The organism is Halosolutus halophilus (assembly GCF_022869805.1).
Taxonomy (GTDB): domain Archaea; phylum Halobacteriota; class Halobacteria; order Halobacteriales; family Natrialbaceae; genus Halosolutus; species Halosolutus halophilus.
Map to the genome: position 1 here is coordinate 3024537 of NZ_CP094974.1, position 14105 is coordinate 3038641.

The following is a 14105-nucleotide window of genomic DNA, read 5'->3' on the forward strand; positions in this document are numbered from 1 at the left end:
GATGCTCCGTCGACTTGCTCCCGCAGACTACGCCACGCTCATCGGGCTGGGACTGGGGTGGACGGCAGTCAGCCTATTTCTGCAGGGGCGTCCTGATGCGGCCACGTTGACGCTACTTCTCGCATTTCTGTGTGACAAGGCCGACGGTTGTCTGGCACGACTTGGCTATGGTTCGCCGCTCGGACACCAACTCGATGCGTTGGCGGACGTAGTGATCTACCTCGTTCCAACTGCGATCGTGTTATCCGATCTTCTTGCTGGACCGCCTGTGCTCGAGAGTCTCGCCGGGACAGTCGTCGTCGGGTTCGGCATCTTGCGGTTGGCCCGCTACTCCGTCGACGGCGCAGTCACCGCTGACGAACCCCCATACTATCAGGGCATTACGGCCTTTCATGTCGCCGCCTGGGCGCTCGTCGTCCGGCTAGCCGTCGCACTAATAGCCATCCCATCGCTAATCGGAGCAGTTTCGATTGTCATCATCACACCGCTGATGATTGCTCCCTTTCGTATCTACGCCACTAGGAATCAGTTCATTGGTGCAGTCATCATCGGATCCATCATTACTACCGGGGCGCTTGTGTAACCATCTCCAGAACAGAGACCATTTCTTGAGAGCTTGTACGAATTGTTCAGTACGGGGGAGGCAGTTTCCGAAGCCGCACTCTATCTGTCTGTGTACTGTTAAAGCGGCCTCGCAAAGTGAGAGGTCATTCCGATTACCAGAAAACATTTAGCGGTTATGTATATTCAGTGCTTATGTTCCTACCCCCGGCTATGGATCGGTACAAGGAGAACGCAGTTCCGCTGACCCTATTCCTCATTACGGCGGTCGCTATCCTCATGTTCCCCCAATCGCTCTGGGGAATTTGGGGGCAATTGCCGTGGTCCCCTTCGTGATTGTGATTGCTTTTATGACCGTGTTTCCGTATGCATGTGTCATCTCGGTGGGGACACTTCCACTTCTGTACGCCAATATTGCGAGTTTTGCAGCGCCTGATGCGGACGCCGATGCCTTCCATCCGTTCTCGTGGGATGCAACCCTACGACACGTGGTGGCTGGATTTTCATATGTGGTAGGGGCGGCCATAGTTAGCGCCATCGGAATTGGCATTCAGATAACGATAGAGGATCAGACGATACTGGAGGCCTTCCGGCCGTCGTTCTTGGTCGGAAGTGTGATCGTCGCGGTGGCTTTCGTCGGCGCCCAGTTGTGGCGATACGACAGGTCCCTGCGCACGCTCCCGCTCCGCACGGTCCTCGGGACGCTGGTGCTCGGAGATCTGCTGGCTCTATCCATAGTCGCTGCCTTCTGGGTGTTCAACGATCCGCCGTCCTACTACGTCTAAGCATACTTGATAGACACTCTAGCGTTCAGTTCGCATCTGTAGTTAACACCTGTTTCGAGGAGAATCGGCCGCAGTATAGATTTCAATAGAGCAGATTTTTCTCGCTCCCCTTTGTCAATCACTATTCTTGATTCTTTCACGAGTTGCCGAGATCATAATCAACGCGTTTCCATAGAGTTTATTTTTAACACGAATGGCAAGCGTAAGTGACATTCACAACTCCTAACTGTGTGTGTTCGCACCTTCAATTTCAGGGTGACAAACCAGTCCACCGATCGGTTCCCTACCGACGCGCCAGCTGTCGTAGCGTCATCGCTACTCGTGATGGACCCAGTCCAGTTCGTCGCGATGGTCAGCGAGCCACTCCTCGAGATCGCCGCCGTCACCCTTCTTGACCACTGGTGAAGGATCGTCAGAGACAGCGCGTTTCGCCAACGTTACGTGGCGATCTGTAAAACGCGAGAGACGAGAGGGCACACTACTCGGGTCTGACCCAGAGGTCAGTTAGTTCACCGGAGTGAGTCGTTCTCTACAGCGTCTAAACAAGGCCCCCGTTTCCGGTATGATAGCCGCAGTTGGTTATCTGCTCGGAGAAGGACTGAGAAGGGGAACCGGGGCGCGTAGAGCGGGCCGTCCTTCGCAAGTTCACACACGCTATTTAACAGCTGATTCGCTGAAGGTGGGGCTGAAATCAATTCAGTGGAAACGATTTTATGACATACTCAGTCATAGAGCGCCGAGATCTCCTACGCAGTATCGTACTCGATGAACCGAACGTCGACCCTCACGTCGTCTCCCGTTTCGTCGGTGATTCGTTCGTCCAGTTCCGAGACAAGTTCCGGATGTTCGTCATCAACCGGCTGCTCGACCGTGATTACGATACGTTCGGGTTGCTCGAGTAGGGTCCCTTCTTCGATTCGTATTGCGGGCTCGAACGGGATGCCTTCCTCGAGAAACAGTTCGACTTCGATGAGGAAGACGTCCTGATACGCCGGCGAGTCGAGGACGGCCTCCGCTTCCGTCGTGACGTCGTTCTCAAGCGAGACGCGTTCGTACGACGCCCACGTGACGCCGATCAGGGATGTCGACAGTACTAGGATGGCGAGCGTAAGCACGACGAGGCGACGACGGACTAACTGACGTGCGATCCCTGTCTCACTCTGAATTTGGGGACGGTACCCCATCGCCCAGAGGGTGAGGAGACCCGTGATATTGACACCCAGCAGGTTGACGAAGACGAGTATGAGCGAGCCGACTGCGGCGTTTGGTATCCACCACGCGATAGCGATGCCGGCGGCTGCGGCGGGCGGGATCAGTGCAGCGGTGATCATCACGCCAACCAGTGCGACGGAGATTCCCGTCGAGAGGCTCAATACGCCGGCAATTCCCGCGCCGAAGGCGACGACCAGCGAGAAGAGGTTAGGAAGGACCCGTTCGCTGACTTCGTCGATTTCGAGGACCTCGATCCCGGGCGGGACGAGAAACAGCGACTTCGAGAGCCATGCGAACGCCGCGGAACCGACGATCGCTACACTGACGCCGAGCACTTGATACATAACCCCGGTCCAGAGCAGGTCCCGTTCGTTGAGAACGGTCCCGACGCTGGCTGCGAGCGTCGGTCCGATCAAGGGTGCGATGACCATCGACCCGACCACGACGGCGGCCGAATCGAGTAACAGCCCGGCCGTCGCGACGACCGCACTCACCAGCGTCAGCGTCACGTATATCGGAATCGTCGGTATGAGTCCTTCCGATTCGGCGTACAGTTCGTAGCGAGCGAGGCGCTGATCGGACAGTACCTCTCCCGTGTACCGATCTTTGAGAGCTCCGAACTTCCGGGAGATGACCATGTCTGCCGTAACGATCACCGTGTGATCGTCCTCGCCGAGTCCGGCCCTCTCTAACTCGTCTACGACGACTTCGACGGCGCTTTTCGGGAGGGTGAACGAAACGAGGGATTCGTACTCGCTACTGTCGTCGGTCGGAACGACCGTGTAGTCAATCCGTTCCGAGTCAAGTACCTCTAGGACCGGTTCGCGCGTCTCCGGTCGGAGCGAAATCTCGACGTGGCGCATGAGATACGGACCACTAGAGACAGACATCAAACATTGGGCGCGTCTCGGCAACTCGGAACCGAAGACGGTCATAGGCAACCGAGGCCTTCCGCTTCAACTTCATCGATTTAGCGAACTATTCCGCCGTCTACCGATTCAACACGGCCATTGGTCTTCCAAATCCCGTGCATTAAGAAGACCAGTCTCCTGTTACAAAATGCGGTAGATAGTGACTGACTGCGTACCGTATCTCGAACTTCGTTCAGAACATCATCTGCAATTGATAGGAGCGCCGGTGGTCAGTCCGCACTTTAATTGAGCGGCTGATTCGCGGCGTCATTGGCGACATAAATAGGCTGTTGTTCCGCGTCTAAACGAGGCCCGCGACACTGTTCCACCCCGATCGATCCGGTAGAGATCGAGCCGGCCATCGAGCAGATCCGCCATAGCGTCGTCGTACACCAGCGCCTCGCGACCGCGATTCCGGATCGCGATGAGGTCGGCATCGACGAACCCGCGGGCGAGCCGATCGACCATCGCCTCGACGTCGCCACCGCGGAGTTCCAGGAGGCGCTTGCCGAGCTCGTATCTGACGATCCGGCGGTTCCGTTCCTGGTCGTGCATACTGGAAATGCGTGGACGAGGACTCTTAGCGCTGGCCGGGTCGGTTCCGTTTTTTCCAGAAGTATCAATAGAGGCATTGGTAGTCATTAGAATTAATTACTATAAATCCTTCATCGAAGTGGCGAGGGAGTGGAGATCCGTTGTTACCCGGTCAGACACTCCACTACACACCTCTCGCCCCGATTCTACTGAGACAATTCTATTGAAACTCGTTCATCAGATGTGATTTTCGATCAGAAGTGCTGAATACAACGCTCGTATCCGTTATATCAGATACATCTGAGAAAGTCTATCTCTCATCACACCAACTGGATTGCAGTTCCACAAGAAGCGACCAGTAGATCACCTGTAAAGACCGAATCGCTGTAAAACCGTACTCAGCAGCACTGCGACTGGGATAATCTCTAATCGACCAACCCACATGTTAATAATCAACATCGCTTTTCCGGTAGCAGGCAAATCCGGTCCAGTAATACCAGAATCGAGGCCGACGTTACTCTGAGCGCTCATCACGTCGAAAATAACATACTCCAGGGGATAAGCTGGTGAGAGTACCCGGAGGAGGACAGCTACCCCAACGATAAGGAAGGCAACCCACAGAACGAATACGACCGTTGCTTCGGTGTACTCCCGTTGAACTTGTTCTTCGCTGAGATTCCGCTTCCCGATCTGGAGTCGCCGAATCGCGCTATCTGGCTGGAGAACGTTTCCGATTTGCCACGCCGTCCCTTTGACGAGCGTAATAACCCGGATCAGTTTGAGTCCACTGACCGTTGAGCCGGCTGCTGCGCCGGTAAGCATTCCCAGACAGAGCAGCAGCGTCGTCCCGGCTGTCCAGACCTGTTCCGTCCCATTTCCAATCGTCGTCGTCCCGAAGCCAGTGTTCGATGTTGCGGAGACAAACTGGAATAATGCGGCACGGAACGTTTCCTCAAACGTCTCGTACTGGCCATTGAGAAGCAAAAATCCGGTCAATACGAGCGATCCAATACTGAACCAGAGGAACACCCAGCGAGTCTGAATATCTTTGTAAAGATTCTCTATTTGCCCCTTGAATAGCAGGTAGTGGACTGGGAACGCGATACTTCCTGCAACCATGACTGGGACAACTGCGTACTCGATGAGAGGGCTATCGTAGTATCCGATCGAATCCGCATGCACAGAGAACCCGCCGGTTGCGATGCCAGTCATTCCGTGGTTGATCGCGCCCCAGAGCGGCATCCCGACTGCGAGGAACAGGCCGATTGATCCGAGCGTCAATCCGAGATAGATCTTCCAGATCTCTTTGACTGTGTTGACAATGCTCGGGTGAATCTTCTCAGAACGGGCTTCGCTCTCGTAGAGTGTGAGCGAGCCGCTACCAGGACGAGCAAGGATAGCGACGGTCAGCACGATTACTCCGACGCCACCGATCCACTCAGTGAACGACCGCCACCATTGGAGTGACCGAGGCAACTCCTCCTCAACTGCGGCGACCGTCAATCCTGTCCCGGTGAACCCGCTCATGCTCTCGAAGATCGCGTCGAGGGGATGGAGAAATATCATCGTCGTATCGTCCATCGGCGGCGTGTTTGCCCACGCCGGGAACGGATCGAGCGAGATCGTCCACGCGATAAACAGAAATGGCAGGCCACCCAGGACGCCGACCATCGCCCACGCACTAGCCGCAGTAACCATTGCCTCGGGCTTTCCAGACTCCGCTGCGTCCCGATATCGTCGCGCTAGTAGGACACCGATGCTCGCCATTACGACAGCAGCGATAGCAAACGCTGGAACCGCGAAGAATTCACGGTTGACGACGGCGACCAGTATTGACACGACAGACATGAGCGAGACGACCTGAAGAATTCGGCCGACGTCCCGCCCGACGGCCCGGTGTTGGATCCTCATTATTGTGATCCGGTAAACGCTGCAACGGCATCGTCCAACGAGGTGTCATCTGTGAAGACCGTTACCTGATCACCCGCCTGTATGGTCGTATCTCCTCTTGGAGCGCGGATATTTCCGTTGCGCTCAAGTGCGACGACGAGACATCCCTCAGGAAGTCTTCCGGATTCCAACGCTGTGCTAAGGAGTTGACCACTCATCGGCGCATCTTCGGTGACGGTAAGTTCTACCAGTTCGGTGGTATCGTCGAGTTCGATGAAGTCACTGACGTTCGGGTATCGGACGGCGTGATAGAGGTAATCCGCGATCAGTCGCTGCGGATTCTCGATTAGGGTGACGCCGATCTTCTCGAAGACGGGGAGGTTTTCGGGATCGTGGACCACGCTCACGAGGTTCGGGACGTCGTGTTCCTGTGCGAGCAACATGACCATGATATTGGTCGCATCGATGTCCGTCGTGGAGATGACGGCATCTGCACGATCGATTTCCGCCTCAACGAGCGTATCGTGGTTTGTCGCGTCGTCGTGCAGGACGAGACAATCGTACTCCGCCGAAGCGACGTTCGCTCGTTCTTCATCTTGCTCGATGACGACGACGTCGTTCCCATCATTCACTGCACGCTCGATCAGGTTCGAACCAATGTTGCCTGCGCCAACGATAATCAAATACATCTATTTTCCCTCCGTTCGATCTTTTGAGAAGATGACGGAATGCCGGCTTTCGGTTATCAACCGGTGCGAGGAGATCTCGGAGAGTAATTGCTGTAACTTCGTCTTCGGTCGCGACGAGAAGCCGATTGCTGACACGTCGAGATTCGCGACGTGGGGATCGGGGAGTTGCTCTGGTGCTGGTGCCCCATCTGTGCTCATACCGAAGATCCAGTTCTGGATAGGCAAAATACCTTGCGAATATTCACTGATTCGTTTGAATTCGGGCCGATATATTTTGTAATCGTTTGTGACATCGAGACGCCGTAAATCGTATGAAATCGCTGGTTTCCCATCAGACAGACTAGGGGAGTCGGGTGAAATAGAGACGCTTTTCAATCGTAAAACAAAGGCAACTTAAAAGTCGATAGGGGGACTAATTGCTGGGTATAAATATGAGCCAGCGTATCGATGAGATTGATGAACAAATATTGTATTATCTCACGCAAGAGGCGCGGCATACGTCTGCACCGGATATCGCTGAGAAAGTAGATGTCTCTGCTCCGACGGTCCGTAATCGGATCCGTCGACTCGAAGAAGAAGGTGTTATCGTAGGGTACCACGCGCATGTGAATTATGAACGCGCCAACGGATTGCTGACGAACCTGTTCCTGTGCAGTACGTCAGCAACTGACCGGCAGGAGATGGCTCAGCGTGTGCTCGAAATTCCAGGTATTATTAACGTTAGAGAGGTCATGACGGGCAAAGGGGATCTTGGAATTAAGGCGGTTGGCACGGATACCGACGATCTTACACGCATCGCGCAAGATATCACCACGCTCGGAATCGAAATCGACGATGAGGCCCTAATCCACCGAGAATACTTTCGTCCATACGCTCAGTTCGGACCCAGAGAAAGAGAACCGATCTCACCAGTGACCGGTGTTGCAGGCCTCGCTGGGGGCGCGAACGTGATCGAAGTTGTTGTCAACGACGGAGCACCGATTGCAGGTAGGACCCTCCAGGAAGCTAATGAAAGTGGTCTAATACCCTCGGACGTGCTGGTCGTAAGAATCGACCGAGAAGATCGGGCTATCACACCGACTGGAGAGACGGTGATCAAGCAGGGTGACTTCGTTACGATCCACTCGCGGTCGGGAATTTCCGAGGGTACACTAGAAGTATTTACTGGTAGTTAGAGCCACTGGAGACCGTGTATTCGATCACTCCCGACTAGTAGTTGAGTTATTCCAATGGTAGTCACGAACGCGATCGGGTATCGCTTCTGTGGGAGACGCCGGATGTTTGAGCCGAGAGAGATAGCCCCTGGGGTAACGCTTTCTCTCTAATTACAGGCTGTAGCACGCAATTTCAGTCGAGCCACAACTAGGGCACTCATCCTCGTCTGGTGGGAGTTTCACTCCACAGTTCCGGCACTCGTATAGGCGACTCCCGTCACCGCCAAGCGCCTTGCAGATCGAGGTGAGTGCCCCCATTTCCTCTTCTTCTGTCCACTAATCAGCCAATCCTTATCATCCCTTGCTTGAATATCAGCCATGTAAAAGCCGATAGTAAGACAAATACGGTCGCTCGACTACCCAGTCTTCACTAACCACAGTTGTTCTACGACGTCTTCGGGAAACCTCACGTTGTAGATACGCTGATGACGACCGTGCTGTCTTTCCGGCACGAGATAATTGTTCGTACCGAAACAACCGTATTTCATCTCGTCGTTATAACCTGGGATCCCCAGGCTACGGACAAAATCTGCACAAGACGTTTCGAACAATCACGCTAGGAACTGGGATGTCGGCCAAAGCATGAGAATAGGTGCTTCGATCGGTAACCGATTGGAGGAGTTGGACAACCGAGTACTCTTACCACTATCGGTTCCAAGGACGATTCTGACGACGTTTTGATCGGCCCTTGGACTCCGACAAAATCCGTTCAATAGCCCAAAACGCCCAGAGAAATACGATCGCTATGAGGACGACCATCTCTAACCGGACGATCGTGCCGTACCAAATGGTAAGGATGATTGCCATGATGGTCACTGCGGCAGCGATGATGCTAAACACGTCGTAGAACGAGCGTGGGTGACGAACGCTCGGCAACCGAACGTTCATGCATCGTTCTATGTGCGGTTTGTATATAGACCCTCGCTCTGAAAGACGAGACTGCTTTTGAGGACCAAGATTGGATATTCATGATCTTCTGCCGATTGACGTGGTAGATGTCCAGACAACCATCGAATAGATCCGCCATGGCGTCGTCGTACACTAGCGCCTTGCGACCGCGATCGCGGATCGCGACCAGGTCGCCATCAAAGAACTCACGAATAAATGCGGCGGACTATCGCCTTACCTTCGTCAGGGAACTCTGTGCAGTGCTTAAGTACGGCTAGTACGAAATCTCACCTATGAATGACGCTCCGAATAAACCAACTCCTCCAGAAGGGGTGCCTGACCAACTCGTCTCGGACTTGAATCAGCTTACTGCCGAGGAATTCCGCAAGACGATCATTCACGCACAGGAACTCCTCAACTTCCAAAATGAGGAACCGTTTCCAATCGAGCCGAAGCCTGGGGATGACATCCTCAAGGTCACCGAGCGCGATGGATATACCGAAGTCGTGAAACAGATTTTCTGTGGCGAGGACTGCGGTGACTGTCCGCACGGCCCGTATCTCTACCACGTCGAGCAGGAACCACACCCCGACGGCACAGAAACGTCGTACTGGAGATTTATCGGGGAAGTCCAACTCGACGACGAGTGACGCAGGGATGCTCGATCAAACGTGGTCGTTCGACTGTACCACCTAACTGTTATAGTGTAAGATTTCATCCGGTTCTCGTATGGGCAACCCACACGGCCCCTCGCAAACTGATCTTCTCGCTCACGTTCTCGTTCCGGTCGCAAACGAGGATGATGCCGAGAAGACGGCGATGGCGCTCGAACCGTACGACCCCGATCACGTGACGGCGCTCCACGTCGTCGAAAAGGGGGAGGGAGTGCCGGACAAAACGCCCGTCGAGCAATCCGAGGAGCTGGCCGCGGAATCGTACGCCGCCGTCCGCAGGGTGTTTCCCGACGCTGACGATCACACGGCCTACGCTCGGGATATCGTGGGTGCGATCTTTGAGGCTGCCGACGAGGTAGACGCGAGCGCCATCGCGTATCGCTCCCGCGGTGGAAACCGGATCATGCAGTTTCTGTCGGGTGATCTCTCGATCAAGCTCGTTACGGGGGCCGACCGCCCCGTCATCGCACTGCCGCGGACGGATACGGACGAGTGAACCGACCGATCGAACGCGCCGGGTCGTCTCAGCGGCGGCCAAAGAGCCGATCGCGGAGCGAACGCGATGTTGGCCGTTCGGTCAATAGCACCGGTGTATCGAGATCCTCGATGACGTCGAACACGAGTGAGCCCCGAACGATACGCGACAGGAGTCCGCGCTCCGTCGCGCCGATGATGACGAGACCATGATCAGCACTGACGCGTTCGATCGCGGTCTCGACGTCTCCCGTCTCGATATGTACGGCGGCATCCGCCAACTGATGGCCGTCGGCCCACCCGCGCAGGAAGTCCCGTCCCTCTTTTTCTTCCCCCTCATCGACGACGTGTAACAACGACACCTCCGCGTCGATCGTTTCGTGAAGCGCGAGGGCGACCTCTGCAGAGAGATCGGACGACGCCCCGCCAGCCGTCGGGACGACGACGTCAGTCGGATCAAATTCCGTCGCGTCCAGGACGAGGAAGTCACACGGCAAGTCGTGCGTCAGTTCGTCGAGCGTACTCTCTGCGCGGCCGCCCGTAAACCGCGTGCCGCCATAGCCCATCACGACCGTGTCGGCGTCGTTCGATTGTGCTGCATCATAGACTTCTTCGAGACCACGATGGGACAGGATCGTCTTCGTCTCGATCGGGACGTCGAACGCCGCCGCGTCCTCTTTGGCAGTTTTAAGAAGCGATTCCGAGACCGTGTCGATCCGATCGCCGTTCTCGGCAGCAGCAGCCAGCGCCGTTTGGTCGGGCACAGTAACGATATGTGTGGCGAGTACTCGACCACCCTCGTGTTCAGCGAGCGCGCTGGCGAGCGTGATAAGCGCACTCTCAGTTCGGGGGTTGGCCAGTGCGACCATGATCGTCGGGCCATCCGTGCCACTCGGTGCGACCGCATCGGCAGCCTCGACGATCCGATCTGGCATCTCTTCCTCACGACTCCGGATGTAGTTCGAGAGGACACCCTGTTGTGGTGTTTTGTCGCGGGCGTAGAGGAAGTACCAGAGAACGGCTGCGATAACGAACGCGCCGGACAGTGCGATCTCCAGCCTATCCATGAACGCGATGAGTCCGAGCGAGAAGATCGCGCCGAGGATCGGCGTGATGGGATAGAACGGAACCCGGAAATCGGGATCGTACTCCGGGATGTCCGCTTCCCGGAACACGATGAGTCCGACGTTCATCAGCGCGTAGACGATGAGGTGGAGGACACTCGCCGCTTTCGCGAGGACCTCGATATCTCTCCCCAGAAACGTGATGAATGCGATGATGAGCGCCCCGGTGACGAGAATCGATCGATAGGGCGTCGCGAAGTTCGGGTGAATTTCGTTGAGCCAGTTGGTGACGATCTTGTCGCGGCCCATCGCGAAGTTGATGCGCGCCGAGGCGAGGATCGAGGCGTTCGCCGACGACGCCGTCGCCAACAGCGCGCCGACGGTCATCAGCACTGCGGCGGCAGCAGCGACACCCCCGACCGGACCGAGCGAGGTCGGAAACGCGACCTCGGCGGCCTGTGCGACCGGCGCATCCTGACTGAGGTCGGGCCACGAGATGACTCCGAGCATGGTCGTCACGAGGATCGCGTAGATGACGGTCACGATCCCGACGCTCCCGATGATAGCGATGGGGAGATTCCGCCCTGGATTCTTCAACTCCTCAGCGACGGTTGCGATCTTCGCGTAGCCGAGAAACGAAACGAACACGAGTGCAGTCGCCGGCAGAATCGCACCCGTCCCGAACGGCGCAAGGCCGCCCTCGTCGGCGAGCGTCGCGTAGTCGAACGATGAGAAGCCGGCGAGTGCGAACGCGGTGAGGATCGCGAGCAACGTGAACACGATGATCGTCTGGACACCGCCGGTCTCCTTCGCCCCAATGTAGTTGACGGCGACGAACAGACCGCCGGCAAGGAGCGCCCCGAGTTGGATCGGGCTGAGGAACGCAACCTCCGGTAACGGGACGAAGACAGCGAGATACTGGCCGAATCCGATGCAATAGAACGCGGAGGCGAAGGCGAGACCCATCCAGTCGCCCATGCCAGCGATCGATCCGAACATCGGCCCGAGCGACTTGTTGATGTAGTAATAGCCGCCACCGGCTTTCGGCATCGCGGTACCGAGTTCGGAGACGGACAGCGCGTTCACCATCGCGATCAGGCCGCCGACGACGAACGACACGACGACGATCGGCCCTGCTGCGTTGGCGGCGACGCCGGGCAAGACGAAAATCCCGGCACCGATCATCGTCCCGATTCCGATCGTCATCGCGGAGATGAGGCCGAGGTCCTTTGCGAGTTCCTCGTTACTCTCGCCGTGGCTCATACCCGGGAAATCGAACACCCCACATATAAGAACTCCGGTAGAATTGCTCGATCAGTAATATTGGGGGTAGATAATTACGTATCAAGTAATTTCACTCCGGAACATCGATATAAAGTACCACGCTACTAGACGAGTACCATGGACTATCGGCTCGACGAGATCGATCGGCGCATCATTTACGAGTTGATGCGAGATGCCCGAAATACGTCCGCACCGACTATCGCCGAACAGGTCAACGTCTCTGCGGGAACGATACGAAATCGAATCAACCAGCTCGAAGAGCACGACATCATCCGGAATTATACCGCTGAGATCGACTTCGAACGAGCAGATGGGCACTTGACGAACCTCTACGTCTGCAACGCACCGGTCTCCGAACGCAAGGCGCTCGCACAGGAGGCGAGTGCTGTTCCCGGTGTCATCAACGTCCGTCAGTTGATGACCGGCCGCCGAAACCTGCACATCATGGCCGTTGGAGAAGACACGGAACATCTCAGACGGATCACGCGAGCGCTCTCACGGCTGGGTATCGAGATCGAGGATGAGACACTCGTGGAATCTGAGACTCATAGTCCCTATACCTCGTTTGGGCCTGACGAGGAGATTTCGACCAATAAAGCGACAGACTTCATTAGTCTCGCTGGTGATGCGAACGTCGTCGATGTGACCGTACAGGCCGATGCCCCTATCGTCGATCACACACTCGAAGAAGCGGTTCAAAACGATGTCCTCGACGACGACTCGCTGGTCATCGCTATCGAACGGGGAGACCGCGTATTGACTCCCCACGGAACGACCGTTATCCAACCGGACGACATCGTAACGGTGCTGTCCCGTAGCGGTGACACTGACCACGTACTCGATGCGTTCATCGCTGAAGAAGCAGTTTAAGAGTAGTACCGTTCCTCGTAGAGGGAACCCAGCATTTGCTACGTTAGGCGAATGCGTTCTATCAAAGAACTCACGAACGAATGCGGCGGACTATCGCCTCGATGTCTCGCTGCGGAGTTAGAGGAGGCACTTGCTGAGATCGTATCTGACGGTCTGACGGTTCCGTACTTGCTTGCGCATATTTGACAGGATCTTGGTGAGGACTCTTCACGCTAGCCGCATTGATTCTATTCCCTAAAATGTCAATAGAATGCTTTGTAAAGCAGTAGAATTAACTACCATGAGTGATTTCACTGAAGTGGCGAGAGGGTGTAGATCTTTGATTGTCCGGACCGATCCCCCCATTGCACCACTCTCGCCCTGTTTCTACCGAGGCTTTTTATCGGAAGCCACGCCCAACGACGGCGATATTCTCTGATCGACAGGAGGGACTCCTGATTGCGATCGTACTTGCGGAGTTCAACTACGAAACCGAGGATGTCGCTCCTGAACTCGCAAATCATGCCTGGCAGTTGGTCAGCTATACATGTAATAACCGCTGTGCTCACCTGAATATACATAATGGACACCCAGATGACGTTTCACTACATACACATCCTACGTGACAGTAGTCGATAATCCCAAAACCAACAAGAGCGTGAGTATGCAGGTCATCGAGGCACTGGCTATTACAGAGGCAGTCTCCCCGATGGAACTGGAACCTCCACTCTATGAGATCGTTGAACCCAGTGCTCTCAATCGAATCTTCAGACCCGAGTCGCCGGACGATCTCCGAGTCACGTTTGACTATACCGACCACACTGTCGAGATTCAAGGTGACGGACGGATTGCAGTCGATGGAACTGAGTACGTCCCAACCAGCGAAGACGAGTTCGACCACGGCGACAGGAGCACGCGATGACACGAGTGAACCCACCGCCAGCCGAGCTCGGAGAGATCGAAGAAACGTACGAAGAGATCGAGCTCGACTCGCTCACGTTCGCGCTGATCAGCCATCCGGAAGACGGCTACGAATGGATCATGTCGGATTATACGCTCCCGATTGAGCAATAGGG

At 55.7% G+C, this 14105-nt stretch carries 14 protein-coding genes; 9 read left to right on the plus strand and 5 right to left on the minus strand.

Annotated features, from left to right (window positions below):
• Position 1 precedes the first annotated feature (1 nt).
• The 3 genes from MUG98_RS14790 to MUG98_RS14800 all read left to right on the plus strand — a co-directional run bounded on the left by MUG98_RS14790 (position 2) and on the right by MUG98_RS14800 (position 1751).
• Positions 2–583, plus strand: a complete 582-nt coding sequence (locus tag MUG98_RS14790; protein WP_265108213.1) for a CDP-alcohol phosphatidyltransferase family protein — start codon at positions 2–4, stop codon at positions 581–583.
• 283 nt (positions 584–866) lie between these two features.
• Complete coding sequence (locus MUG98_RS14795; RefSeq protein WP_265108214.1) at positions 867–1346, plus strand: hypothetical protein; 480 nt, start codon at positions 867–869, stop codon at positions 1344–1346.
• A gap of 255 nt (positions 1347–1601) precedes the next feature.
• Positions 1602–1751, plus strand: a complete 150-nt coding sequence (locus MUG98_RS14800) for a hypothetical protein (protein ID WP_265112563.1) — start codon at positions 1602–1604, stop codon at positions 1749–1751.
• Between the two features lie 341 nt (positions 1752–2092).
• Here MUG98_RS14800 and MUG98_RS14810 read toward each other — a convergent pair whose 3' ends face one another.
• From MUG98_RS14810 to MUG98_RS14825, 4 genes are all read right to left on the minus strand, one after another.
• A complete protein-coding gene (locus MUG98_RS14810; protein ID WP_265108215.1) occupies positions 2093–3421 on the minus strand; it encodes a TIGR00341 family protein in 1329 nt (442 codons plus the stop codon).
• A 315-nt stretch (positions 3422–3736) separates the two neighbouring features.
• The gene (locus MUG98_RS14815) at positions 3737–4024 is read right to left on the minus strand and encodes a hypothetical protein (protein ID WP_265108216.1); all 288 of its coding nucleotides are present in this window, start codon (positions 4022–4024) and stop codon (positions 3737–3739) included.
• Positions 4025–4366: 342 nt separating this feature from the next.
• Positions 4367–5914 (minus strand): TrkH family potassium uptake protein, encoded by a 1548-nt coding sequence (locus MUG98_RS14820; protein ID WP_265108217.1) that lies wholly within the window; start codon positions 5912–5914, stop codon positions 4367–4369.
• On the minus strand, positions 5914–6582 hold the full coding sequence (locus MUG98_RS14825; protein ID WP_265108218.1) for a potassium channel family protein: 669 nt from the start codon (positions 6580–6582) through the stop codon (positions 5914–5916). Before MUG98_RS14825 ends, MUG98_RS14820 begins: the two co-directional genes overlap by 1 nt.
• Positions 6583–7013: 431 nt before the next feature.
• On the opposite strand from MUG98_RS14825, the gene MUG98_RS14830 reads away from it, so the two are divergent.
• From MUG98_RS14830 to MUG98_RS14840, 3 genes are all read left to right on the plus strand, one after another.
• Complete coding sequence (locus MUG98_RS14830) at positions 7014–7757, plus strand: Lrp/AsnC family transcriptional regulator (protein ID WP_265108219.1); 744 nt, start codon at positions 7014–7016, stop codon at positions 7755–7757.
• A gap of 1220 nt (positions 7758–8977) precedes the next feature.
• On the plus strand, positions 8978–9334 hold the full coding sequence (locus tag MUG98_RS14835) for a hypothetical protein (RefSeq protein WP_265108220.1): 357 nt from the start codon (positions 8978–8980) through the stop codon (positions 9332–9334).
• A 79-nt stretch (positions 9335–9413) separates the two neighbouring features.
• Positions 9414–9854 carry a universal stress protein gene (locus MUG98_RS14840; RefSeq protein ID WP_265108221.1) on the plus strand — a complete coding sequence of 147 codons (441 nt, stop codon included), beginning with the start codon at positions 9414–9416 and terminating at the stop codon, positions 9852–9854.
• Positions 9855–9882: 28 nt separating this feature from the next.
• Here MUG98_RS14840 and MUG98_RS14845 read toward each other — a convergent pair whose 3' ends face one another.
• Positions 9883–12159 (minus strand): amino acid permease, encoded by a 2277-nt coding sequence (locus MUG98_RS14845; RefSeq protein WP_265108222.1) that lies wholly within the window; start codon positions 12157–12159, stop codon positions 9883–9885.
• Between the two features lie 138 nt (positions 12160–12297).
• On the opposite strand from MUG98_RS14845, the gene MUG98_RS14850 reads away from it, so the two are divergent.
• The 3 genes from MUG98_RS14850 to MUG98_RS14860 all read left to right on the plus strand — a co-directional run bounded on the left by MUG98_RS14850 (position 12298) and on the right by MUG98_RS14860 (position 14103).
• Entirely contained in the window at positions 12298–13050 is a 753-nt protein-coding gene (locus MUG98_RS14850) for an Lrp/AsnC family transcriptional regulator (RefSeq protein ID WP_265108223.1), read from the plus strand.
• Between the two features lie 643 nt (positions 13051–13693).
• Positions 13694–13951: a HalOD1 output domain-containing protein gene (locus tag MUG98_RS14855; RefSeq protein ID WP_265108224.1), complete on the plus strand. Its 258-nt coding sequence runs from the start codon at positions 13694–13696 to the stop codon at positions 13949–13951.
• On the plus strand, positions 13948–14103 hold the full coding sequence (locus MUG98_RS14860) for a hypothetical protein (RefSeq protein WP_265108225.1): 156 nt from the start codon (positions 13948–13950) through the stop codon (positions 14101–14103). Before MUG98_RS14855 ends, MUG98_RS14860 begins: the two co-directional genes overlap by 4 nt.
• The last annotated feature ends 2 nt before the right edge of the window (positions 14104–14105 follow it).

Coding starts and splice junctions, on each gene's coding strand:
- MUG98_RS14790 (WP_265108213.1), top strand. CDS start 2: ATGCTCCGTCGACTTGCTCCCGCAGACTACGCCACGCTCATCGGGCTG.
- MUG98_RS14810 (WP_265108215.1), bottom strand. CDS start 3,421: ATGCGCCACGTCGAGATTTCGCTCCGACCGGAGACGCGCGAACCGGTC.
- MUG98_RS14815 (WP_265108216.1), bottom strand. CDS start 4,024: ATGCACGACCAGGAACGGAACCGCCGGATCGTCAGATACGAGCTCGGC.
- MUG98_RS14820 (WP_265108217.1), bottom strand. CDS start 5,914: ATGAGGATCCAACACCGGGCCGTCGGGCGGGACGTCGGCCGAATTCTT.
- MUG98_RS14825 (WP_265108218.1), bottom strand. CDS start 6,582: ATGTATTTGATTATCGTTGGCGCAGGCAACATTGGTTCGAACCTGATC.
- MUG98_RS14830 (WP_265108219.1), top strand. CDS start 7,014: ATGAGCCAGCGTATCGATGAGATTGATGAACAAATATTGTATTATCTC.
- MUG98_RS14835 (WP_265108220.1), top strand. CDS start 8,978: ATGAATGACGCTCCGAATAAACCAACTCCTCCAGAAGGGGTGCCTGAC.
- MUG98_RS14840 (WP_265108221.1), top strand. CDS start 9,414: ATGGGCAACCCACACGGCCCCTCGCAAACTGATCTTCTCGCTCACGTT.
- MUG98_RS14845 (WP_265108222.1), bottom strand. CDS start 12,159: ATGAGCCACGGCGAGAGTAACGAGGAACTCGCAAAGGACCTCGGCCTC.
- MUG98_RS14850 (WP_265108223.1), top strand. CDS start 12,298: ATGGACTATCGGCTCGACGAGATCGATCGGCGCATCATTTACGAGTTG.
- MUG98_RS14855 (WP_265108224.1), top strand. CDS start 13,694: ATGCAGGTCATCGAGGCACTGGCTATTACAGAGGCAGTCTCCCCGATG.
- MUG98_RS14860 (WP_265108225.1), top strand. CDS start 13,948: ATGACACGAGTGAACCCACCGCCAGCCGAGCTCGGAGAGATCGAAGAA.